This is a genomic window from Mariniflexile sp. (assembly GCF_041583155.1).
Taxonomy (GTDB): domain Bacteria; phylum Bacteroidota; class Bacteroidia; order Flavobacteriales; family Flavobacteriaceae; genus Mariniflexile.
Genome location: NZ_JBFHGK010000025.1, coordinates 1 through 24,256, shown reverse-complemented (window position 1 = coordinate 24,256; position 24,256 = coordinate 1). Strand labels below are relative to the sequence as shown.

The 24,256-nt window shown below is 34.3% G+C and carries 17 protein-coding genes, 1 tRNA gene and 1 pseudogene; 12 read left to right on the top strand and 7 right to left on the bottom strand.

Annotation, left to right across the window (positions count from 1 at the left end; all coding sequences use genetic code 11):
- Positions 1 to 161 precede the first annotated feature (161 nt).
- The 5 genes from ABYI63_RS10390 to ABYI63_RS10370 are packed head-to-tail and all read left to right on the top strand — an operon-like array spanning position 162 to position 9,205.
- Positions 162 to 5,510 (top strand): CHAT domain-containing protein, encoded by a 5,349-nt coding sequence (locus ABYI63_RS10390; RefSeq protein ID WP_372756201.1) that lies wholly within the window; start codon positions 162 to 164, stop codon positions 5,508 to 5,510.
- 4 nt (positions 5,511 to 5,514) lie between these two features.
- Positions 5,515 to 6,750 carry a peptidoglycan-binding protein gene (locus ABYI63_RS10385; RefSeq protein ID WP_372756199.1) on the top strand — a complete coding sequence of 412 codons (1,236 nt, stop codon included), beginning with the start codon at positions 5,515 to 5,517 and terminating at the stop codon, positions 6,748 to 6,750.
- Positions 6,751 to 6,785: 35 nt separating this feature from the next.
- A complete protein-coding gene (locus tag ABYI63_RS10380) occupies positions 6,786 to 7,136 on the top strand; it encodes a hypothetical protein (RefSeq protein WP_372756197.1) in 351 nt (116 codons plus the stop codon).
- 4 nt (positions 7,137 to 7,140) lie between these two features.
- Positions 7,141 to 8,751, top strand: coding sequence for an FAD-linked oxidase (locus ABYI63_RS10375; RefSeq protein ID WP_372756195.1), 1,611 nt, complete (start codon positions 7,141 to 7,143; stop codon positions 8,749 to 8,751).
- Between the two features lie 34 nt (positions 8,752 to 8,785).
- Entirely contained in the window at positions 8,786 to 9,205 is a 420-nt protein-coding gene (locus tag ABYI63_RS10370) for a hypothetical protein (protein WP_372756193.1), read from the top strand.
- A 76-nt stretch (positions 9,206 to 9,281) separates the two neighbouring features.
- On the opposite strand, the gene ABYI63_RS10365 is transcribed toward ABYI63_RS10370, so the two are convergent.
- Positions 9,282 to 10,742, bottom strand: a complete 1,461-nt coding sequence (locus ABYI63_RS10365; protein ID WP_372756190.1) for an aminoacyl-histidine dipeptidase — start codon at positions 10,740 to 10,742, stop codon at positions 9,282 to 9,284.
- 72 nt (positions 10,743 to 10,814) lie between these two features.
- Here ABYI63_RS10365 and ABYI63_RS10360 point away from each other — a divergent pair, with 72 nt between their 5' ends.
- The 4 genes from ABYI63_RS10360 to ABYI63_RS10345 all read left to right on the top strand — a co-directional run bounded on the left by ABYI63_RS10360 (position 10,815) and on the right by ABYI63_RS10345 (position 17,219).
- Positions 10,815 to 11,882 (top strand): DUF3810 domain-containing protein, encoded by a 1,068-nt coding sequence (locus ABYI63_RS10360; RefSeq protein WP_372756188.1) that lies wholly within the window; start codon positions 10,815 to 10,817, stop codon positions 11,880 to 11,882.
- Positions 11,883 to 11,956: 74 nt separating this feature from the next.
- Positions 11,957 to 14,932, top strand: a complete 2,976-nt coding sequence (locus tag ABYI63_RS10355; protein ID WP_372756186.1) for an amidohydrolase family protein — start codon at positions 11,957 to 11,959, stop codon at positions 14,930 to 14,932.
- Positions 14,933 to 14,943: 11 nt separating this feature from the next.
- Complete coding sequence (locus ABYI63_RS10350) at positions 14,944 to 16,242, top strand: amidohydrolase family protein (protein WP_372756184.1); 1,299 nt, start codon at positions 14,944 to 14,946, stop codon at positions 16,240 to 16,242.
- A gap of 278 nt (positions 16,243 to 16,520) precedes the next feature.
- Entirely contained in the window at positions 16,521 to 17,219 is a 699-nt protein-coding gene (locus ABYI63_RS10345; RefSeq protein ID WP_372756182.1) for a DUF4369 domain-containing protein, read from the top strand.
- A gap of 57 nt (positions 17,220 to 17,276) precedes the next feature.
- Here the strand turns inward: ABYI63_RS10345 and ABYI63_RS10340 are convergent.
- A tRNA-Thr gene (locus tag ABYI63_RS10340) sits at positions 17,277 to 17,350 on the bottom strand.
- A gap of 60 nt (positions 17,351 to 17,410) precedes the next feature.
- Positions 17,411 to 17,680 carry a hypothetical protein gene (locus ABYI63_RS10335; RefSeq protein WP_372756180.1) on the bottom strand — a complete coding sequence of 90 codons (270 nt, stop codon included), beginning with the start codon at positions 17,678 to 17,680 and terminating at the stop codon, positions 17,411 to 17,413.
- Positions 17,681 to 18,111: 431 nt separating this feature from the next.
- Here ABYI63_RS10335 and ABYI63_RS10330 point away from each other — a divergent pair, with 431 nt between their 5' ends.
- Positions 18,112 to 18,483 (top strand): hypothetical protein, encoded by a 372-nt coding sequence (locus ABYI63_RS10330; protein WP_372756178.1) that lies wholly within the window; start codon positions 18,112 to 18,114, stop codon positions 18,481 to 18,483.
- Positions 18,484 to 18,532: 49 nt separating this feature from the next.
- Here the strand turns inward: ABYI63_RS10330 and ABYI63_RS10325 are convergent, their stop codons facing one another.
- Entirely contained in the window at positions 18,533 to 18,943 is a 411-nt protein-coding gene (locus tag ABYI63_RS10325) for a 6-pyruvoyl tetrahydropterin synthase family protein (RefSeq protein ID WP_372756176.1), read from the bottom strand.
- A complete protein-coding gene (gene idi, locus ABYI63_RS10320; protein ID WP_372756174.1) occupies positions 18,940 to 19,464 on the bottom strand; it encodes an isopentenyl-diphosphate Delta-isomerase in 525 nt (174 codons plus the stop codon). The genes ABYI63_RS10325 and idi overlap by 4 nt, the downstream gene beginning before the upstream one ends.
- A 111-nt stretch (positions 19,465 to 19,575) precedes the next feature.
- On the opposite strand from idi, the gene ABYI63_RS10315 reads away from it, so the two are divergent.
- Entirely contained in the window at positions 19,576 to 21,162 is a 1,587-nt protein-coding gene (locus tag ABYI63_RS10315; protein WP_372756172.1) for a peptide chain release factor 3, read from the top strand.
- A 140-nt stretch (positions 21,163 to 21,302) separates the two neighbouring features.
- Positions 21,303 to 21,536, top strand: coding sequence for a (4Fe-4S)-binding protein (locus tag ABYI63_RS10310; RefSeq protein ID WP_372756170.1), 234 nt, complete (start codon positions 21,303 to 21,305; stop codon positions 21,534 to 21,536).
- A gap of 52 nt (positions 21,537 to 21,588) precedes the next feature.
- Here the strand turns inward: ABYI63_RS10310 and ABYI63_RS10305 are convergent, their stop codons facing one another.
- The gene (locus ABYI63_RS10305; protein ID WP_372756168.1) at positions 21,589 to 21,906 is read right to left on the bottom strand and encodes a DUF3467 domain-containing protein; all 318 of its coding nucleotides are present in this window, start codon (positions 21,904 to 21,906) and stop codon (positions 21,589 to 21,591) included.
- 85 nt (positions 21,907 to 21,991) lie between these two features.
- A pseudogene (locus ABYI63_RS10300) lies at positions 21,992 to 24,256 on the bottom strand (DNA-directed RNA polymerase subunit beta'); the annotation flags it as partial.

The following is a 24,256-nucleotide window of genomic DNA, read 5'->3' as shown; positions in this document are numbered from 1 at the left end:
TTAAGTGCTTTATTTTTTAAAGATTAAAAAATTGAAATTGCTATGAATATAATCAAATTCACCTTTACCACTTTGAATACACTTTTTCAAAGCAGTCTATCTTCAATTTATTCAAGCTTACCAGAATTAGAATTCCTTTTTTAAATATTAAAAACTAAACTATGACTAAAACGGCTAAAATATTAGGAATAGAGCATGATGTGAAATCGTTTAACCACACGATTCCTAACACGCTTGAACAACAATTTGAGTTAAAATCTTACATTGAGGTGACTTCAAATCGTTCCAACAATACTATTAACACCATTAAACTTGAAGAAAATGACCTTATTGCCATTCAGTTCACTGATAACACGGAGTGGATTGGACATCCAGAAGATGTACAAGCTATTTATGACAATAAAACCTTAGCCAAGCGTTCATTAGCAGCCGAAGATTATATTTTCGATATACAAATTATATCCGAAGATGCCAATCGTGGTGTTATAAAACGTGCTTTGGTTAAAGTTTTTAGCGTTTTTTCTCCTAAAAAAGTGGCCGAAGTTGCTATTATGGATTTAGCTAAATCTTATGATAAAAAAATTCAACCAAATCCTGGTTTATATCTAGTAGATTCAAATTTTAAAAGAATAAAGTATAGCCCACCTAGTAATACATCAAAGCCTTTTTTACTATTGCTTCACGGTACCTTATCCACATCCATGGATGCATTTCAAAAATTAAACAGTAACAACTCTGCATGGAATGATATTGTTGGTAAATATGGCAACCGAATTTGGGCCTTGGATCATTATACCCTTTCCGTAAGTCCTCTTCAAAATGCCTTGGATTTTTTAAATGCTTGTCCTAATGGATGTACTATAGACATAATAAGTCATTCTAGAGGCGGTCTTGTAGCAGATATATTAGCAAAATGCGATTATAGAAACAACGTTGTAGGATTTAGTACCAATGAAATAAACATTCTAAAAAGTGAAGGCGAAAAAGCACATTACGAATTCATGGAGGCTATTAATAAAATAGCTAAAAACAAAAAACTAACGGTAAATAAAGTGATACGTGTTGCTGCTCCGGCTAGCGGAACCACTATACTTTCACGTCGTATAGATCATTTTTTTAATTTGTTTTTAAATGCCGTTTCTATTGCGTTTGGCATAGCCAATCCACTGTACCATACGGTTAAAGGATTTCTTCTAGAACTGGTTAGTCAAAAAGATAACCCAGACATCTTACCTGGCTTAAATGCCATGATGCCTGAATCCATGTTTCAAAAAATGATGAACATTTCTGGCTCGGTGGTAGAAAGTGACTTATATAATATTGCAGGTGATTCGGAAGTTGGTGGTATCAACTTCAGTTCTTTAAAAGTAATCCTTGCAAATCTATTTTATCAGGAAGCAAACGATTTGGTGGTAGACACCCGACGCATGGAACATGGTGTTGTTAGAAAAAATGGCATCTATAAACATGTTTCGCAAGGTAGCGACACCAATCATTTTAATTATTTTTCAGAAAATGGCTCCTGCCCGGCTATTTTAGAAGCTTTAAATGCATCCAGTCAAAACCATGTAACCTTGTTTACAAAATCGGAATATATTAATGGTGAACGCGGTGTATTATTAGATGCACTTTCTCTTAAAGGCATTCGCTATGCTCCCGAAAAAATCACGAGAGATGTGGTTATAATTGTACCAGGTATCATGGGTTCTACCATAGCGCATAACGGCGACCACCTCTGGGTAGATATGCGAAAGTTAAATGATGGTGGTATAACCAAGAGCCTGAATATAAGTGCCAGTAATGTAGAAGCAACGGGCGTTATTGAAAAATATTACAACAATTTAGCAGAACATCTTTTAGAGCAATACGATGTAATTACGATGGAATTCGATTGGCGAAAATCTTTAAAAGACGCAGCAAAAATTTTAAAAGACAAAATAGAATCTGTATTAAAATATCAAAACATAAAAATTCATATCATTGCTCATTCTATGGGTGGGTTACTTGTTCGCCAACTCATGATGGATTTTTCCAATGTATGGTCGGAATTTAACCGAAACGAATCTAATAAATTCATCATGTTGGGCACCCCTTGGCTCGGCTCCTATTTAATAATGGAAGTGCTTACAGGCCATAGCAGTAGAGTGAAGCAACTAGCCGCAATCGATTTTAAAAATAATAGAGCGGACCTCTTAAAAATATTTTGGAAATATCCAGGTATATTTGAATTGTTACCTATTGAAGAAGGAACAAATCGTGATTTTTGGGATCCTAAATTTTGGAAAGACTTAGATAGTGAAGCGGATTTAAAAAATATGCCGAACCCAGACACCAACACAAAATCGTTGTCGGGGTTTAAAGACTATAGAAAAAATGTTCAGGACTACCTAAATGCTTTAGAAGAAAAAACCTTTAAAAACATATTTTACATCTGCGGACAAGCAGACAAAACCGTATTTGATTACAGCTTACAAAATCGTTTTTTATCAAGTAAACGAAAATTAGTTTACAAGGCAACATCTTTTGGAGACGGCAGTGTTACTTGGGCATCGGGAATCCCGAAACAATTGCTGGGGAGTAATCATTTGTTTTATTCCCAAACATCGCATGGCGATTTGGCAAACGATCCTGAAATCTTTCAAGGGATTTCTGAAATTTTGTCCACTGGAAGCACCAATGCACTTAGTACCCAAAAACCGGCATCAAGAGGTGGAGAAGTTATTTCTGAAGTGTATGAAGCACCAGAACCTGCTTACAATTCCGATGCCGTACTCAATGCTATTTTCGACATAAAAAAACAGGAAAAAGCAAAAAATTCTTATTTCAATGTTAAGGTTATTCATGGCGATTTAAGGGTAGCCTCCTACCCCGTTATGGTGGGGCATTTCTTTATGGACCTTATTTTAAGTGCCGAAAAAGCTCTGGATAATTATTTAGAAAAACGTCTTTCACAAAGAATGGGTATTGGCTATTATCCAGGACAGGTTGGAGAAAGTGAAGTGTTTTTTAACTTAGACACCCAACCAAAAGGCGCCATTGTATGTGGATTGGGAAGTACCGAAGGTCTTACCCATTACCTACTTTCAAATGCGGTAAAACAGGCCACACTTAAATATGCCATGTTTATGCGCGACAACTACACGCTTTCTAGAGCCAAAAAATACGCCAAAGGTATATCCTTCGTGCTAATTGGAAGTGGTTACGGGAAACTATCTGTAGAAGACTCTGTAAAAGGTATTTTACTAGGTGTTTCAAAAGCCAATAATCAAATTTTAGATACAAAAGAAGGCCTAGAGGTAATTCAAGAAATTGAAATAATAAATTATTACGAAAGTTATGCTAGTGAAGCCTATTTCAGTTTATCGCGACAACAAGGCACAGACGATCGTATTCCTTTCATATTGAATAAAGGTATTACAAAACGAGCCGGTGCTAAAAAACGCAGAATGTTCCATTCCAATGAATATGATTGGTGGTACAATTTGCACATTGATAGTGTTGAAAACGACGATAAAACCTGTGGCCAAGAACATGAAATTATAGGATTTAAATATTTTTCTTCTAGCAGTTTGGCTCGAGTAGAGCAAGAAATGGTTGGTATCGGATTGTTTAAAATTAATCATTTACTAAAAGAAATGTCTTCGAGTTCAACTTGGGACGTCCGATTATCCAAATCCTTGTTTGAAATGTTAGTCCCCAACGATTTCAAAACAAAGTTTAGAGATCAAAACAATCTGGTTTTAAAATTAGACAAACATGCAGCCCAAATCCCATGGGAATTATTACACGACAATACAGCTTCGGAAACACCTGCCTCGGTCACCTCAAGTTTTATAAGACAGCTTATTACTGAAGATTCCGTACGCTACAACCAAGTATCCTTAAATAACATAGAGGCTTTCATTGTGGGAGACCCTATTTACAACCAAAAAGAACTGCCGCAATTACCAGCAGCCAAGGCGGAGGCCGAATGGGTTGCCATTAAACTAAAAAAAGCAGGCTACAATACTAATACCTTAATAAATTCCAATGCTAAAAACATTATGATGGAGCTTTTTAACAAGCATTACAAAATAATGCATTTTGCTGGCCATGGTGTATACGATCCGGAACATTGTAATGTGGGTATAGCTATAGGTAGTGGTATCTGTATAGACCCGGCTATGATAAATCAAATTGGTTATGTTCCCGATTTCATTTTTATAAATTGTTGCTATTCTGGCGTTCTTGACGCTGAAGACGATGTTTATAGTAAAAATCGGAACCGTTTAGCAGCCAACATAGGTACCCAGCTTATTGAAATGGGCGTTAAAGCCATTATCATTTCTGGTTGGGCTGTAAATGATGGTGCTGCCAAAGTATTTTCTGAAACCTTTTACGAGCGTATGTTCCAAGGTTACAATTTTGGTAACGCCGTACAAATGGCTCGTTTGGAATGTTATCAGAAATACCGTAATTCTAATACCTGGGGTGCTTATCAGTGTTATGGAAATCAATTTTATAAATTCAGAGATAGAACACGATTAAATCAAAACAAAGAGGAATATGTTGTGGCATCCCAGATACATACGGATTTAGACAATTTACTAATTGCAATCCGAGATAAAAAAGAAGATAAAAATTCTGCACAAATCCGATTGGATAAATACATAACCTTAGCCCAAGAATCCAATTTACTAGATGCCATGGTACTTGAAAAAGAAGCGATGATTTACGACGAATTAGGCATGAGCAATGTGGCCTATGAAAAATACACAAACTTATTCGTTCACGATAATGGCAATTATTCCATTAAGGCTTTAGAACAATATTGTATGGTGCTCTCTTCAGTAGTAAAAAGTGATATTTTAAAGGCTAAAGAATCAAAAAAACCTGATGCGGTAAATGAGGTTATTTCCAAGTACATTGCCACCGTAGAATTTTTAACCTTGGCCGGACGTAACGCCAGACGTTTGAATATTGTTGGTAACACCTATAAACACACCGCCAAATACTTAGATTCCAAAAAAGAAATTGAATATTTAAAAATAGCTTTTGAATACTATAATGAAGCTCTAGACGCCACAGATGATCGCTTTAGCGGACAATACCTTGATGCCCTTTCCAACATGATATTTACTGCATTTGTTCTTGAAAGTTTGGGTAATGAAAAACTATTGCCACAGTTACAGAAAAGTAAAGCCTTTAAACATGTTAAAAACCTTGAAGAGTTTCTTGAAAATTTATACAAAGAACTTGATGAATTTGATAAAGCAGACTTAGATATTTCAGTACTAATTGGCATGACCGAGGTTAGTTATGCCATTTTATTAATCAATCCGAATAACAAAAACCATCACGAGGAAACCATCTTAATGTGGTACAAACAAATTTTTCAACAATTATACAGTCCACGCTACATAAGTATTGAGATAGAACAAATTGGTTTCCTACTTCACTATGTAAAAATTGAAAAAGTTAGAAAATGTTTAAAACTTATCGAAAATGAATTAATTAACTATAAAAATTAAAATTATGGCAGCTTTATTTTTAGGAGATTGTGACAGAGGTAAACAACCAACTAACCGACAAAAGTACCTTAAACCGTTTCATATAGATGGTTTATTAATTGGAAAAGTAACGTTTAGAGATGACGACAGAACTAAATGGCGTTCATTCCGTGAAAATGAAGGCAGTCAAGTTTTGAAACTACAACAATTTTTACACAAAGCAGGCTTTATGCCTCGTTGTGCTTTTGATGGTGTTTTTGGATATGTAACTCAAGCTGCCGTTCGATTATTTCAGGAATACGTGAGAAGCATAGACCACGTAACAGATATGGTTCCCGATGGCATTGTAGGTTCTGGAACTATGAAACATGTTGAACGCTGGCAACGCGAAAATAAAGTATCAGAATGGGGTAACATTAGCGCAAGCAACCCAACCAAAACTTATACCGAGTGGGTGAATTTATTGCATAAAGCTAAAGAGCATTATGAATCGAATCCAGGTCCTATTTTAAAACACTTAAACAGTCTATCAAAAACATATGCCACCAAAAAACCTTCGGATTGGACGTTTAACACTAAGGATATTCACCTCATAGGCGTAAGACGAAATCAGACTCAAAGTACTATAAGACGGGAGAATGACGATTTGTTCTTTTTACTTATAAATGGCATGGTTTTCACATTTTGGGGCTCCACAGATTCCAGTGTAAATATGGCAGGAAGAAGCGACGAAGCTTTTTTAATTGAAGGACAACATGAATACCGTTTTGGCTGGCATAAAATTTCGGAAGAACAAAAAATTTATCGAGCTCTAAAACCCAAAGACCCAAGAGGCGTAATGATTCTTCGGGATTGGAATAATGATAACGCACTAACCGATGATGATTTAAAGGTAAAAGATAATAACGGCAACCTTAAAGGCATGCAGGTAAACGCTTCTATAAATATACATTGGTCTGGTATTGGGAGTACTAATTATTCAGCAGGCTGTCAAGTTATAGCAGGAAAAAGTTATATAAACCATAAAAATGAATTGCAAAACTGTTCAAGTTTTGCTTCATCCAGTTATGGTGGGCTTACCGATTCCAACAAACAAACCAAGGGTGCTTACAATGTATTAACCGATTTAATTTTATGCTATGCACCCGAGAATGTAAATAGCTTATTTTATACGTTAGGTCGAGAAGAATCATTAGCACTATCCAATAATTTCGGGCCACAATTCGCTGCAGATACCTTAAAACGTTTAAAATCCGTGTAAAGTCATTATAAAATGAAATTTAATATGTTGAAATCATGAAAAACACCTTCAAAATAATCGTTTTAATAGTAATTTCTAGCCTACTCACTTCTTGTTATTCCATTAGGTTGCGAAGCATCAATGGTACACCGCAACCCGACCCTATTTCTAATCGCGATGATTATTATAGAAATATGGAAGTTGTAGAAGTTGACACAGTAATTAAAATAGATATGACTTCTAAAGATTTCACATACCTCATTAAAGAAACCGATAAATGTAAAACAGGAAAACTTCACACCGTAGAATTTAAAAACACCTTTGGAAGCTCGTTATTAAGCATGGTAACTTTTGGTAAAAAACGTAAAATGAAAATCAAATACGTGTGCATGAAACCAGTAAATTAACATTATGGCAACTACAAAAACACATAACTTAAAAGCATGGGATACCCTACACAACAATGGTCCCTTTCCCCTAAAAAAGCTTTATATCACCGAATTAGAAGGCGATGGTAATATGCCCGATAAATTAGATCGCTTTAATGATGCTGCCAAGGAAATTAGAAGGCTAATTAAAGAAACCAAGGACGCTAATGAAGGTTTTAGAGCCTATGGTTCTGCTTGGTCCATGAACCACATTGCAAGTCATAAAGACCGAATGCACTATAATGGCTTCATGAATATCCACATCCCCATTGTTGAGGCCAATTGCCATGCCAATACTAGCTTTGAAGCTTCCAACTTATTCTTGTTTGAATGTGGCACAACTATTAAACGAGCCTCAGAAGTACTTTCTTCCCACGGAAAATCTTTAAAAACCACAGGAGCTAGCAATGGACAAACCCTGGCAGGATGTATTTCAACGGGGGTTCATGGTTCGGCATTACAGGTTGGTGCAGTGCAGGATTATGTGGTTGGACTAAATTTAATAATTGGCCCAAACGAAACCGATGTTGTTTATTTGGAACGTCACACCCAACCAGCTCTAAATGATACGTTTGCTAAAAAAATTAGTTCAAAAATTATAAGAAACGACCACCTATTTAATGCCGCTTTGGTTGGATTAGGAGGCTTCGGCTTTGTGCATGGTATTGTGATTGAAGTAGAACCTCGATTTCTATTAAAGCGTTACGTAAAAAAAATTAATAAAGATGTAGCGCTAAAACTGGCTGATACTTTAGATTTTAAAAATTCCGCCTTTAAAATCCCTGAAGAAACTACTTTCGATGGACTTGGGTTAACGCCTTATCATTACAAAGTTTTTATAAATCCGTACAGCACCGAATCTGAGTACGTTGTGGAGTTAATGTATAAAAAGCCATTTAGAACAGACTACAAAGACCCTTTCCCGATAATTAAACAATCCTTATATCGTGATTTAATTCACCTATTCACAAAGATGGCGGAGAATTTCCCAAAAAGCATTCCTTGGTTGGTAAAAAAGTTGCGAAAAACCATCATGCCAACGGTAGATGAAGAATTAATTGGTACACTTCCTGAAATTTTTTGGGATGCACCATACCAAGGTCCTGCGTTTGCTTGTTCTGTAGGCATTCATCATAAAGACTCCTCTAAAGCCATGAAATTACTTGCCGACTTAACTAAAAATGAAGGTCCAATTCCAGGGATATTTGCCATGCGATTTGTTAAACAAACTAAGGCTACTCTTGGTTTTACAAAATTTCCAATAACTTGTATGTTAGAAATTGATGGTGTTTTATGGAAAAAAACACGAAAAATAATGAGTCTTACGGAGTATTCTAGGCGAATGATAGAAGTTTTGAAGCAAAACAACATCCCTTTTACCATTCATTGGGGAAAAAATAGCGATTGGTCTTTTCCCGATTTGGTAAACCATATGTATGGCAAGGAAACCGTTAACGCATGGAAACAATTCCGACGAGCTTTATTAGGCTATGAGATGATGGCACTATTTTCAAACACCTTTTTGCATGATACGGGATTAGCGGAAACAGAAACACACTTAAACACGAATGAAGACTTAATAGCTTCATTATAAACAAATTGAACAAGATATAAAGCCAACCAATATCATGGAAGAAAAAACAAGTTTTCCGTATAAAACTTTAATTTGGGCATTAGTAGCTGTTATAGCATTATTTGTTTTTAAGGAACAATTACAACATTTACTAACAAATGCCGAAGAATTTAAAGTGTTTGGTATAGAAATTAAAGCAAGTAAAGAGCAGGTTAACAAACTACAAGATGCTATAATAAGCTATGAAACTAAAATAACCGATTTAACCTCTCAAATTACAACTCAAGAAAATCAAATACAATCCTTATACGACGTTAAAATTCAATTAGAGAAAGATTTAGCTAAATGTCCTAGTTTAGAAAAAAATACCCTTTTGTTTAATTCACAACTAAATAAAATATTTGAAAACAGTGATGAAATAAAAACAAAATCGGACAAATTAAAAAATGTTGAAATATTAAAAAGAACAAAATAATTACATAAAAAAGGTAGTCTTTTAAAGAAACTCTTAATTCAAAGGACTACCTTTTAAAACTATTTTAAAATGGCAATTATTTAGCAGGAATCTGTTTCAATATCTCCAAAACAAATTTCCAATATTTTTGAGCCGATGAAATTTGAGCACGCTCATCGGGAGAATGCGCTCCTTTTATGGTTGGTCCAAAACTAATCATATCCATTTCCGGATAATTTTGCCCAAGAATACCACATTCTAATCCGGCGTGGCAGGCAGCAACATGCGCCTCTTCCCCATTCATATCTTTATATATTTTAGAAAGCACTTTTAAAATTGGTGATTTCATATTAGGAGTCCAACCTGGATAGTCTCCAGAAAATTCTACCTCACAACCAGTTAATTCAAAAGTTGAACGCAACGTATTTGCTAAGTCCGTTTTAGAACTTTCCACAGACGAGCGTGTAAGACAACCTACATAAATTTCGCCTTCTTTAACAACTACTTTCGCTATATTATTTGAAGTTTCTACTAAATCTGGAATATCTGCACTCATTCGGTATACCCCGTTTTGGGCTGCATACATAGCTCTTGTGAAACCTTCCTGAACACCTAAATCCATAATAAATTCTGGAGTTTCAACCTTAGAAACCTCGATTTTTAAATCAGGTTCCATGGTTTTCAATTCTGATTTTATAATTTCAGCATGGTCGTTAATTTCTGCTAAAAATGTATTCTCATGAATGGCATCTATAGCTACAATAGCCTTACTTTCTCTAGGGATGGCATTACGCAAGCTACCGCCATCAATTTCAGAAATACGTAAACCAAAATTCTCAAAACCGTCAAACAACAAACGATTCATAATCTTATTAGCATTCCCCAAACCTTCATGAATTTGCATACCAGAGTGGCCTCCCTGCAAACCTTTAACCTCAATACTAAACCCTATCTTAAACTCAGGGGTTTCTTCTTCATTGTAAGTTCGGGTTGCAGTTACATCAATTCCTCCGGCGCATCCCACACCTATTTCATCATCTTCCTCTGTATCTAAATTTAAAAGAATTTTACCTTCAAGCAAACCACCTTTCAATCCTTTAGCCCCTGTCATCCCAGTTTCTTCATCAATAGTAAACAAAGCTTCAATTGCAGGATGTTGAATTGTAGAACTTTCCAAAACAGCCATAATGGTAGCAACTCCCAATCCATTATCTGCGCCTAAGGTTGTTCCTTTAGCACGAACCCAGTCACCATCCACATACATTTCAATACCTTGATTTTCAAAATCGAAAACAGTATCATTATTTTTTTGGTGAACCATATCTAAATGCGATTGCATAACAATTGTGGTTCGGTTTTCCATGCCAGGGCTTGCTGGTTTTTTAATAATAACATTACCAACAGCATCTACAATGGTTTCCAAACCTAAATTTTTTCCAAAATTTTTCATAAAAGCAATAACCCCTTCTTCTTTTTTTGAAGGACGTGGTATGGCGTTTAAATCGGCGAATTTATTCCAAAGTTCTCTTGGTTCCAGTTGTCGTATTTCTGTATTCATCATCTTTAATTTAAGTTCCACAAAGGTAATATAACTAATTAGGATTAATAAACATTTTCCTATTTTTGAGGCATGCTGAAAAACACCAAAACGATTATCGCCATCTTATTGATACCACAGTACCTAACGGTAAAATGGCTTTCAAAATATCCGGAATTTATAGAAGCATATTACAGTGAAGGCCTTTACCCTTACATTTCTAAAACACTTAGTTTTACTTTAGGATGGTTGCCTTTTTCGTTTGGAGATATTGTTTACACTTTAGCTATAATTTATATTTTAAGATGGTTTTTTAAAAACCGAAAACGATTAAGAAAAGACACCAAACAGTGGTTTATAGATGTATTAAGTGCTGTCTCCATTATATATTTTGCTTTCCATTTTTTTTGGGGGTTAAACTATTATCGATTACCGTTACACAAAAGTTTAAATTTAAAAAGTGATTATAATACAGAACAATTGATTTCGGTAACTAAAAAAATTATAGCAAAATCGAATGCCTTATATTTTGAAATTGCAGGAAACGATACCGTAAAAATTGACATTCCGTACAGTAAAAGCGAAATTTTAAATATGGCTGCTCTGGGTTATACAAATCTTAAAAACACCTTTCCTAATTTAGAATATCATCCAGAAAGCGCCAAGAGATCCTTGTTCAGTTACCCTTTAACCTATATGGGCTTTAGTGGTTATTTAAATCCGCTCACTAACGAAGCACATGTTGATGCTTTAATACCTATTTATCTATTTCCAACCACTACATCGCATGAAATGGCTCATCAGGTTGGATATGCTGCCGAGAATGAAGCCAATTTTATTGGATCTTTAGCCGCGATGAATCACGATGATCTGTATTTTCAGTATTCAGGCTATACCTTTGCGCTACGTTTTTGCCTGAATGAAATTTACAGACGTGATGAAGTCTTGTTTGAAGAACTTTTTAGCAGCGTTAATAAAGGTATTTTAAAAAATTACCAAGAAGCGCGCGATTTTTGGGATAGCTACGAAAACCCTTTGGAACCTCTTTTTAAAAAATCCTATAGTTCTTACCTCAAAGCTAATAACCAATCCAAAGGTATGGAAAGCTACAGCTATGTAGTTGCCTTGTTGGTTAATTATTTTAATGAAAAATCTTTATGAAAAGTTAAAAAACGCTAAGAATTATTTAACTAAATCTTAATTTTTCTATTTTTAACCAAAACAAACTCTAAAATATGTTAAAAAGAAAACTCGCTTTTTTAACTATGGTGTGCACCTTAGTTTTAAATGCCCAAGACTACTTCCCAAAAAATGATGGTGTGGTTGCCAAAAACACTAATTACACCGCCATTACAAATGCCAAAATTTTTATAACCCCTACGCAAGTTATTGAAAATGGCACACTACTTATTAAAGATGGAAAAATTGTAGCTTCGGGAGCTACGGTATCAGTTCCAAAAAATTCGGTTATTATCGATGCTACTGGTAAAAGTATTTACCCCTCTTTTATAGATATTTATTCCAGTTTCGGTATAGAAAAACCAAAAAGAGAGTCGCAAGGAAGAACATCTCAATACGAACCTACTAGAAGTGGTTATTATTGGAATGACCACGTAATGCCTGAAAACAATGGATTTGACAAGTTAAAATTCGATTCCAAAAATGCATCCGAATTACTTAAAGCTGGTTTTGGAGTGGTAAACACCCATATTCAAGACGGTATCGTTAGAGGTACTGGTGCATTAGTTGCATTAAATTCAGAGGCAAGTAGTGAACTTAGAATTATAGACCAAAATTCTGCTCAATACCTTTCATTTAGTAAAAGTGCAACTTCAAATCAATCATATCCTTCATCCATAATGGGTAGCATTGCATTACTAAAACAGCTTTATATTGATGCAGACTGGTATGCTAAAGGCAATATAAAAACCAAAGATTTGTCATTAGAAGCTTTAAACAAAAACAAAAATCTAGTACAGATTTTTGAAGCAGGCAGCAGGGCTAATATTATGCGCGCAGATAAGGTTGGTGACGCTTATGGCATCCAATACATTATGCTTGGTGGTGGCGATGAATACGAACGCATCGCAGATATTAAATCCACTAACGCCAACATCATTTTACCATTAAATTTTCCTGATGCTTATGATGTTGAAAATACCTTTTTAGCTTCTACCTTAAGTTTAGAGGACATGCGCGCATGGAACCAAAAGCCTTCAAACCCAAAAATTTTAGCAGATAACAATATTACATTTGCTTTCACCATGCATAACTTAAAATCGACAAAAGATTTTAAAGAAAACCTACAAAAAGCTATTGAAGCGGGCTTAACCAAAGAAAAGGCTTTGGAAGCTTTAACCATAAACCCTGCTAAATTAATTGGAAAATCGGATACAATTGGCTCCCTTAAAAACGGAAGTTTAGCCAATTTTTTAATTACTTCAGGTGATATTTTTGACGAAAAAACCACACTTTATGAAAATTGGGTTCGTGGAGAAAAAAATAGCTTCGAAGATTTCAACAAAAAAGATATTAGAGGTAATTATGAATTTACAGCCAACGGAGATACCTATAAAATTTCAATAAATGGCGAGCTAAGTAAACCTAAACTCGAAATCACAACTAATGAAAAAACCTTGGGTTCTAAAATAACTTATGATGAAGATTGGCTAAACATTTCCTTAACGACCATAGATTCAACCAAACAAGATTTTATTAGAATTGTAGCTAAGGCTGAAAATGCAAATACGCTAAGCGGAAAATACATTTTACCTAACGGCGATACGTTTCCCTTTAATGTTACCAAATTAAAAAAGGAAGAAAACACAAAATCAAAATCCGAGGATAAAAAGGAAGCTAAAACAAATAATAAATTGCATCCTATCACCTTCCCAAATAAGGCTTATGGTTTTTCAGAATTACCAAAACAAGAAACCCTATTATTTAAAAATGCTACGGTTTGGACTAATGAAAAGGAAGGTATTTTGCAAAACACCGATGTGCTTATCAAAAACGGGAAAATAGCTAAAATAGGAACAGATCTTTCTGAAAAAGGAGCTACCATCGTTGATGCCAAAGGGAAACATTTAACTGCTGGTATTATTGATGAGCATTCGCATCTTGCAACTGCTTCAGTTAATGAAGGCGGACAAAATTCTTCAGCTGAAGTAAGCATTGAAGATGTACTTGACGAAACAGACACTAATATTTACCGAGATCTTGCAGGTGGTGTAACCTCTATTCAAGTGTTACACGGTTCTGCAAATGCCATTGGTGGGCGTTCGGCAATTATTAAGTTGAAATGGGGAGAATCTGCAGACAACTTAATTTATACTAACACACCAAAATTCATCAAATTTGCTCTTGGTGAAAACGTAAAACAATCGAATTGGGGAAGTTATTCAAGGTTTCCTCAATCACGGATGGGAGTTGAGCAATTGTATATCGACTATTTTAGCAGAGCTAAAGAATATGACGCCCTAAAGAAAAGTGGAAAACCATATAAAAAGGACATTGAACTAGAAGTTTTAGCTGAAATTTTAAACAAGGAACGCTTTATTTCATGCCACTCGTATGTACAAAGTGAAATTAACATGCTTATGAAGGTTGCTGAAAAATTCGACTTCAAAGTTAACACCTTTACACATATTCTAGAAGGTTATAAACTAGCCGATAAAATGGCTGCTCACGGTGTTGGCGGTTCTACCTTTAGTGATTGGTGGGCTTACAAATATGAAGTGAATGATGCTATCCCTTACAATGCATCCATCATGCACAATGCAGGGGTAACGGTTGCCATTAATAGTGACGATGCAGAAATGTCTAGACGCTTAAACCAAGAAGCCGCTAAATCGGTTAAATATGGAGGTGTAAATGAAGAAGAAGCTTGGAAATTTGTAACACTTAATCCAGCAAAGCTTTTACATATAGACCATAGAGTTGGCAGCATTAAAGTTGGAAAAGATGCTGATGTCGTGTTGTGGACAGACCATCCGCTTTCAGTTTACGCTAAGGCTGAAAAAACGATAATTGAAGGTGTTACATATTTCGATTTAAAACGCGATGAAATGATACGTTCTGAAATTCAAAAAGAAAAAAGTGAACTTATTAATTTGATGATGCAAGCTAAAAACAAAGGTTTAAAAACACAACCTATTAAAAAGAAAGAAAAAGAATTAATGCATTGCGATACAATGGATAACGAAATTTAAAAAATTTGAAAATGAAATTAGTAATAACATATATATCAATGTTGTGTTCTTTAGTTTTAATAGCACAACAAACACCCGCTGAAAAGCAAACTAAAACCATTGCCATTACAGGTGGAACCGCTCATGTTGGTAATGGAACCATTATAGAAAACAGCTTGATTATTTTACAAGATGGAAAAATAAATTCTATAAATGACGTTTCTGCTACAAAAATAGATCTTACTGGCATGGAAATAATACAAGCCAAAGGAAAACATATTTATCCAGGTTTTATTATACCAAATGCCACCCTAGGACTGGTTGAGGTTGATGCTGTGCGTGCTTCCAATGATGAGGCCGAACTAGGAGAATGGAATCCACATATTAGAAGTTTAATAGCCTATAATGCAGAATCTAAAGTTGTAGAAACCATGAGACCTAACGGTGTGCTTTTAGGACAAATTACCCCTAGAAGCGGACGCATATCTGGCTCATCCTCTATAGTACAATTTGATGCATGGAACTGGGAAGATGCTGCCATAAAAGTAGATGATGGTATTCACTTAAATTGGCCAAGTAACTTTACCCGAAGTCGTGCGTGGTTAGGTGAAGGCCGATCATTAAAACCAAACGAAAAATACTCCGAACAAGTTTCAGAAATTGAAAGCTATTTTGAAAACACCATCGCTTTCAATAAAGGTGAAAAAACAATAACTAACCTCCCATTTGAGGCTTTACAAGGTATTTTTGATGGTTCAAAAAAACTATATATTCATGTTGATGATGAAAAGGGAATTATAGATGCCGTTACCTTAGCAAAATCTAAAGATGTAAAACATCTTGTTATTGTTGGCGGAAGAGAAGCTTATAAAGTTACAGATATTTTAAAAGACAATAACGTTGCTGTGGTACTCATGCGTGTGCACTCATTACCAAATAGCGATGATGATGATTACGATTTACCCTATAAATCGGCTAAATTATTATTAGACCAAGGTATAGTTGTGGCCCTAGAATCAAGTGGCGACCATGAACGAGCAAGCGTTAGAAATCTTCCTTTTTATGCAGGCACCACCGTTGCTCATGGTGTTTCCAAAGAAGATGCATTAACATTAATAACGCTTAATCCAGCGAAAATATTAGGTATAGACCATATGTATGGAACTTTAGATAGCGGTAAAAGTGCTACACTATTTATTTCTGAAGGTGACGCCCTAGATATGCGTACCAATATAATAACTCATGCTTTTATTGATGGGCGCCTTTTAAGTTTAGAAACACATCAAACAACACTCTGGAAGCGATATTCAGAAAAATACAGTAATCAATAATAAACAAAAAAGCACCCAAATAGGGTGCTTTTTTACTAACTAACTAACCAAAAATATGAAATAGGTTCTTGAAATTTAAAGTAACCACTCAATAAATTTTTTATAAGAACTATTATTTATCTACTTAACAACTACTGTGCCAAAAATGCTAAAACCATTAAATTATCTTATAAAAACCGAAGACATTATGCATTTATTTGTTATTTAAAAAAACAAAAGCAATTAGCTTTTAAATGATAATTATAAGATATTTGCTTTTCAAAACAATAATTTAATTCATGAAAAAGATTTTATACTTTCTACTTGTACTACTAATTACAGCATGTAGCAAAGAACAAAGCGATTTAATCGTTAAAGTAAATGTAAACGGACTAAAGAAAGGTGTACTTCATTTAAAAAAGATTAAAAATGAAAACTTAATAACTATCGATACGGTTGCCATCAATGGTAATTCAGAAGTTGAATTACATGCGCCTTTAGATTCTCCTGAGGTATTTTATTTATTTTTAGACAAAAACAGTTCAGAAAAAGACCGTATTGTATTTTTTGCCGACAAAGGTGTTACCGAAATAAGTACAACCCTAAAAAATTTCGGATATGATGCCAAAATAAAAGGTTCATCGCAACAAAAAGTTTATGAAGAATATAAATCCATGATCACCCGTTTCAATCATGAAAACTTGGAATTAATTAAGGAAGATTTTGAAGCTAAAAGAGCGGGAGACACAACAAGATCCAACCAAGTTGTAAGAAAGTCTGAAAACAATATAAAAAGACGCTATCTATTTACAGTTAACTTCGCTTTAAACCATAAGGACAGTGAAGTAGCTCCATACCTTGCAATGACTGAAATTTACGATGCGAACATTAAATTATTAGACACCATAAACAAATCTTTAACTCCTAAAGTAAAAGCTTCCAAATACGGCAAAGAATTACAAGAATATATAGATAAGATTAAGGATTCTGAAGAATAAAATTATAAGTATATAAACAAAAAAAGACCTTTCTTGTGAAAGGTCTTTTTTTTTTAGAGCCGATGGAGGGACTCGAACCCACGACCTGCTGATTACAAATCAGCTGCTCTAGCCAGCTGAGCTACATCGGCGTTTTTACGGGTGCAAATATAAGCGCAAAAATTAAATTTGCAAGCACTCCAGTAAAAATTTTATCCTAATTTATTAATTTTTTCAATCAATGCATTTCCTTTAGCCTCAAGTTCTTCGCTAATTGCCTTAAAATGAGCCTTTGCGTTGTCTACATCCTTAGCGTTTACTTTAGCTATTAATGCATCAAAAGTTTCAATTGCCTCGTCAACAATCGCTTCACTTTTTGTGTTGTCTTCACTTGGGTTGTTTAACTCCCATACATACGCTGCTTCAATAATATCACCTAAAACATAATTAATATCTTTTTTTAGGTTTCTAACATTTGCCATAATTCAAATAATTTAATTTCATGCAAAATTACATTAATCTTAGTCAAATTTCACATAAAAGCACACTATTTTATAAAAATTATTATTACATTTGGTGGAAGATGAACACAATAAAGATGTCATATACCCAGATTTGTAACCGAATCCTTCAACAGGATAAGTCGGCGACATTCTATATGGTCGTACCTAAATACTACATGCATCTTGAATAAACGATAAATCAAAACAATTACAATTATATCAATAAGGTGCTTTTTACAAGGCACCTTTTTTATTTTAACCCTTTAAATTTTAAAAACTATGAAAACATTACAAGCGATTAAACTGAATCTTCAAGTTATTATTTATGTCACTTTAGCCTCAAAAGCAATGTATTGCACCTATAGCAATCACAACTTAACTCCTTTATTACACCCTTAAATAAAAACATTATGAACACACATTTAAACACAAACGTACCTTTTATAGTAACTAAAGAAATAAGTAACCCTAATGGGTTTTTATTACCTAATGCGCTTTACGACAAAATTAAAACTGTTGCTACCTACCCCATAAGAGAATTTTATTTACAAGACATTCCTGATGTTGGCGATTTCAAATTTAAAATGTATAAAAATGCATTTGTAAACGATAAACTTACCATTCAAGCCCAATTAGTAAAGAAAACAAAAGAAGGTTATTGGGTAAATATAACCGTAACAAAAGCAAAAGAAAACACAAATAACCAGGAACGGATTTGTAGTGCATTGTTTGATTTCCCTTTAGAAACCAAATATCTTAAAACAAACAGAACTGCTTGTTAAATAAAATTCCCAAGAAAAATACTTGGGAATTTTTTAATTAAACTCGTTTTTAACTTCCTGAATAAGACACAAAATTTCGTGGCGTTTCAAAAAGCATTACTTCCAGTTCTAACTTAGAATCTATTTTAGGCTTTATTTTATTATATATTACTACCGCTATATTTTCAGCTGTTGGATTTAAATCACTAAACTCAGGCACCTCCATATTCAAGTTTTTATGATCAAAAGCCTCTTCAACTTCATCTCTAATAATATCTTTTAAAACTTTCATATCTATAACAAAGCCTGTATCCTTATCAATTTCACCGGTAACACTAACAATTAGCTCATAATTATGACCATGAAAACTAGGATTGTTACACTTACCGAAAACAGCCGTATTTTTTTCATCGGACCAATCCTTTCTATACAAACGATGCGCTGCGTTAAAATGAGCTTTACGACTTACTTTTACTTTCATTTGCCAATATTTATATGTTCGTAGAATTTGTCGAAAATAATTTTAAACCATTCCGTGTATAATTCGGGATGCTTTAAAATATCATGCTTTACAGCCTCCAAAGGCATCCATTTCCAACTGGCAACCTCATCTGGATTGATTATTGGAGTTTCATTAAAATGACCAATTAAAATATGATCAAATTCATGTTCAGTTAAACCATTATCAAAGGGCGCTTTATATATAAACGAAATAGATTCTTCCAAATCTACAACAAATCCCATTTCCTCCATTAAACGGCGTTTTCCAGCTTGAATATTGCTCTCTCCAACACGCTGATGACTACAGCAAGTATTAGTCCATAATAACGGCGAATGGTATTTATGAGCCGCACGTTGTTGGAGCATCAACTCCTTTTTATCATTAAAAACAAATACCGAAAATGCCCGATGTAACAGCGCTTTTTCATGGGCCTCCATTTTTGGCATCGTCCCTATTTGCTCGTCTTTCTCGTTAACAAGAATTACTTTTTCTTCTTCCATAGAAAACAAAAATACAAACAATTAATTATTAATCTTAATATAAAATCTAAAAGCATAATTATGAAATACTAATTTATACAGTATCTTTGCACACTATTTTCAGCAATACTTATGAGTTTTATTAAAGAGATTAACAGAAGAAGAACATTTGGTATTATTTCCCATCCCGATGCAGGTAAAACAACCTTAACGGAAAAACTATTATTATTTGGTGGCGCCATACAAGAGGCTGGTGCAGTAAAGAGTAATAAAATAAAGAAAGGTGCTACTAGTGACTTTATGGAAATTGAGCGTCAGCGTGGAATTTCCGTAGCTACTTCTGTTTTAGCTTTTGAATATGACGGAATTAAAATCAATATTCTCGATACGCCTGGGCATAAGGATTTTGCTGAAGATACGTTTAGAACCTTAACTGCTGTTGATAGTGTTATTGTTGTTATAGATGTTGCTAAAGGTGTTGAGGAGCAAACCGAAAAACTGGTAGAAGTTTGCCGTATGCGCAATATCCCCATGATTGTATTCATAAATAAAATGGATCGTGAAGGTAAAGATGCCTTTGATTTATTGGATGAAATTGAACAAAAATTAGGATTAAAGGTAGTGCCTCTAAGTTTCCCAATTGGCATGGGGTACGATTTCAAAGGAATTTATAATATTTGGGAAAAAAACATTAATCTGTTTAGTGGCGATAGCAGAAAAAACATTGAAGAAACCATTGAAATTTCAGATTTAGAAGCTCCTGAATTGAATAAACTTATTGGAGATAAAGCCGCAAAAACCCTACGCGAGGAAATAGAATTAGTTGAAGGTATTTATCCCCAATTTGATAAACAAGCTTATTTAGATGGTAATTTACAACCCGTATTTTTTGGCTCAGCTTTAAATAACTTTGGAGTTAGAGAGTTGCTAGATTGTTTTACAGAAATTGCTCCTAAACCAAGACCTAAACATAGTGAAGAACGCTTAGTAGAACCTACAGAGGATAAATTTTCTGGATTTGTATTTAAGATTCATGCTAATATGGATCCGAACCACCGAGACCGTTTAGCATTTGTAAAAATAGTTTCTGGAACTTTTGAAAGAAATAAGCCCTATTTACATGTTCGCCATGGTAAAAAATTGAAATTCTCTAGCCCGAATGCCTTTTTTGCAGAGAAAAAAGAAATTGTAGACATATCCTACCCTGGAGACATTGTGGGTTTACATGACACTGGGAATTTTAAAATTGGTGATACTTTAACTGAAGGCGAAAATATTAATTATAAAGGCATCCCTAGTTTCTCTCCAGAGCATTTTAGGTATATTAATAATGCCGACCCATTAAAATCAAAACAATTATTTAAAGGCATCGACCAATTGATGGACGAAGGTGTTGCACAATTATTTACTTTAGAACTTAATGGTAGAAAAGTAATTGGTACTGTTGGTGCGCTTCAATATGAAGTTATACAATACCGTTTAGAACATGAGTATGGCGCTAAATGTACTTATGAAAACTTAAATGTTTACAAAGCTTGCTGGGTAGACCCTAAAAATTCTAAAACTGATGAGTACAAAGAATTTATTAGAGTTAAACAACGATATTTGGCTAAGGACAAACAAAATCAATTGGTATTTTTGGCCGATTCAGCGTTTTCATTACAAATGACTCAACAAACATATCCAACTTTAAAATTCCATTTTACATCAGAATTTTAGTTTTTCAACGATTATTTTTCTGCACAAAATAAGGTATTCGTAATTTTTAATATAATTAATTATCAAATAACTATTTTTATAGTATTATTCCAATAATATCAAAATCACATAGAAGTTTAGCACCCAAAACTTGAAAACCTATGGAATCTTATAAAAACGAATTCAGTAATAACGAAATAACCGTTAGTTACGAGCCTTGCAAGTGCATACATGCAGAAAAATGTGCTAGAGAATTATCGGAGGTTTTTAGAACAAGTATTCTACCATGGATAAATTTAGAAGGCACTGAAACGAAACGCATTATAAAGCAAATAAAAAGATGTCCATCAGGTGCCTTGTCCTATCGCGAAAACATAAACAAACACGCTTCATAAAATCATCATTATAAAAAAATCCCTTTGATATTCTCAAAGGGATTTTTAATTTTTATGCTTGACCCGTTGGCCCAAAATTTAAAGGCATTGGAGGCTGCTCATAATCTTTGATTTCACCATGTGCACTTTCAAACCTTGCTACATTTTCAGTCAAAGCTTTAACTAATCGTTTAGCATGTTGCGGTGTTAAAATTATTCTGGATTTAACTTTGTTTTTTGGAACACCCGGCATAATATTAACAAAATCTACTACAAATTCTGATACAGAATGATTTATAATAGCCAAATTCGAGTAAGTTCCTTCGGCTACTTTTTCATCTAACTCTATATTTATTTGTCCTGGTTTTGGACCTTCTTTTTCGTCTGCCATAATCTTTTTTTTAATTAAAAAAGCCTTCAAGTTAAATTACAAGAAGGCTTTATTTTATAGATTCCTACCTTTGCAGGCTTCTTAATTAATTATAATTTAATTCTTGTTTTACTTGCATCATTTGGTCAAATTCTTCTTTTGAACCTACAATAATGTTTGCATATTTACGCATACCTGTACCTGCTGGAATTCTGTGTCCAACAATTACATTTTCTTTCAAGCCTTCTAAACTATCAACTTTACCAGCAACTGCGGCTTCGTTAAGTACTTTAGTTGTTTCTTGGAAAGATGCTGCCGAAATAAACGATTTCGTCTGTAACGATGCTCTAGTAATACCTTGTAATATTGGTGTCGCTGTTGCAGGTTTTGCATCTCTAGCCGTAACAAGATTCTTATCTTCTCTTCTTAAAATTGAATTCTCATCTCTTAATTGACGTGGCGTTACAATTTGCCCTGGTTTAAGATTTGAAGAATCTCCAGCATCTTCAACAACTTTTAATCCGAATATAGCATCATTCTCTTGAATGAAATCATCTTTATGTACTAACTGATCTTCTAAGAACAATGTGTCACCAGAATCAATAATTTGTACTTTACGCATCATTTGCCTTACAACAACTTCAAAATGCTTATCATTAATTTTCACACCTTGTAAACGATATACCTCTTGTACTTCGTTCACTAAATATTGTTGAACCGCCGAAGGGCCTTTAATATTCAAGATATCATCTGGAGTAATAGAACCATCAGATAAAGGCATACCAGCTTTAACATAATCATTTTCTTGAACAAGAATTTGATTCGATAACTTCACTAAGTATTTTTTAACTTCACCTAATTTAGATTCTACAACGATCTCACGGTTACCACGTTTAATTTTTCCGAATGAAATAACACCATCAATCTCACTTACAACAGCCGGGTTAGAAGGATTTCTAGCTTCAAACAACTCCGTTACACGTGGAAGACCACCTGTAATATCCCCTGCTTTAGCAGATTTACGAGGTATTTTAACTAAAATTTTACCTACACCGATTTTCTCGCCATCATTAATCATTAAGTGAGAACCAACTGGTAAGTTGTATGAACGAATTGTTTCACCACTAGCATCTTCAATATGAAGTGTTGGAATCAATTTCTTGTTTCTAGATTCTGAAATTACTTTCTCTTGGAAACCTGTTTGCTCATCTATTTCAACTTGGTATGTTACACCTTGTTCAATATTTTCGTATTTAATTTTTCCAGCAAATTCTGAAATAATTACACCGTTATATGGATCCCATGTACAAACAACATCGCCTCTATTTAATTCTGCTCCACTCTTAACTAATAAAGTAGATCCGTAAGGAATATTATTTGTGCTTAATGTAATACCTGTTTTCTTATCAACCAATTTAAGTTCAGAAGTACGAGAAATAACGATATCAACATCATTACCTTCATTATCTTTACCTTTAACTGTTTTTAAGTCTTCTATTTCAGCAATACCGTTAAACTTAACGATTAATTTATTTTCTTCTGAAATGTTACCTGCAATACCACCTACGTGGAACGTACGAAGTGTTAACTGAGTACCTGGCTCACCAATAGACTGAGCAGCTACAACACCAACAGCTTCACCACGTTGTACCATTTTACCAGTAGCCAAGTTTCGACCGTAACATTTAGCACAAATACCTTGCAATGCTTCACAAGTTAGTGCTGAACGTACTTCTACACTATCAATTGGAGAATTTTCAATCTTTCTAGCAATATCATCCTCAATTAATTGTCCTGAAGCCACTAATAACTCATCTGTTAATGGATCATAAACATCATTTAAGGCAACACGTCCAACAATTCTTTCTTCAAGTTTTTCAACTATCTCATCGTTTTTCTTCAATGGTTCAACTTCAACACCTCTTAATGTTCCACAATCTTCTGTGTTAATAATAACATCTTGAGAAACGTCAACTAAACGACGTGTTAAGTAACCAGCATCGGCCGTTTTAAGAGCCGTATCCGCAAGACCTTTACGAGCACCGTGCGTAGAGATAAAGTATTCCAAAATTGAAAGACCTTCCTTAAAGTTAGAAAGAATCGGGTTTTCAATAATCTCTCCACCACCTGCATTCGATTTTTTTGGTTTCGCCATTAATCCACGCATACCTGTTAGCTGACGAATCTGTTCTTTAGATCCACGAGCTCCAGAATCAAGCATCATAAACACCGAGTTGAATCCTTGTTGGTCTTCACGAATACGTTTCATAGACAATTCAGTCAATTCCGCATTTGTAGAAGTCCAGATATCAATAACCTGGTTGTAACGCTCGTTGTTGGTAATAAGTCCCATATTATAGTTACCCATAAT

Coding starts and splice junctions, on each gene's coding strand:
- ABYI63_RS10390 (WP_372756201.1), top strand. CDS start 162: ATGACTAAAACGGCTAAAATATTAGGAATAGAGCATGATGTGAAATCG.
- ABYI63_RS10385 (WP_372756199.1), top strand. CDS start 5,515: ATGGCAGCTTTATTTTTAGGAGATTGTGACAGAGGTAAACAACCAACT.
- ABYI63_RS10380 (WP_372756197.1), top strand. CDS start 6,786: ATGAAAAACACCTTCAAAATAATCGTTTTAATAGTAATTTCTAGCCTA.
- ABYI63_RS10375 (WP_372756195.1), top strand. CDS start 7,141: ATGGCAACTACAAAAACACATAACTTAAAAGCATGGGATACCCTACAC.
- ABYI63_RS10370 (WP_372756193.1), top strand. CDS start 8,786: ATGGAAGAAAAAACAAGTTTTCCGTATAAAACTTTAATTTGGGCATTA.
- ABYI63_RS10365 (WP_372756190.1), bottom strand. CDS start 10,742: ATGAATACAGAAATACGACAACTGGAACCAAGAGAACTTTGGAATAAA.
- ABYI63_RS10360 (WP_372756188.1), top strand. CDS start 10,815: ATGCTGAAAAACACCAAAACGATTATCGCCATCTTATTGATACCACAG.
- ABYI63_RS10355 (WP_372756186.1), top strand. CDS start 11,957: ATGTTAAAAAGAAAACTCGCTTTTTTAACTATGGTGTGCACCTTAGTT.
- ABYI63_RS10350 (WP_372756184.1), top strand. CDS start 14,944: ATGAAATTAGTAATAACATATATATCAATGTTGTGTTCTTTAGTTTTA.
- ABYI63_RS10345 (WP_372756182.1), top strand. CDS start 16,521: ATGAAAAAGATTTTATACTTTCTACTTGTACTACTAATTACAGCATGT.
- ABYI63_RS10335 (WP_372756180.1), bottom strand. CDS start 17,680: ATGGCAAATGTTAGAAACCTAAAAAAAGATATTAATTATGTTTTAGGT.
- ABYI63_RS10330 (WP_372756178.1), top strand. CDS start 18,112: ATGAACACACATTTAAACACAAACGTACCTTTTATAGTAACTAAAGAA.
- ABYI63_RS10325 (WP_372756176.1), bottom strand. CDS start 18,943: ATGAAAGTAAAAGTAAGTCGTAAAGCTCATTTTAACGCAGCGCATCGT.
- idi (WP_372756174.1), bottom strand. CDS start 19,464: ATGGAAGAAGAAAAAGTAATTCTTGTTAACGAGAAAGACGAGCAAATA.
- ABYI63_RS10315 (WP_372756172.1), top strand. CDS start 19,576: ATGAGTTTTATTAAAGAGATTAACAGAAGAAGAACATTTGGTATTATT.
- ABYI63_RS10310 (WP_372756170.1), top strand. CDS start 21,303: ATGGAATCTTATAAAAACGAATTCAGTAATAACGAAATAACCGTTAGT.
- ABYI63_RS10305 (WP_372756168.1), bottom strand. CDS start 21,906: ATGGCAGACGAAAAAGAAGGTCCAAAACCAGGACAAATAAATATAGAG.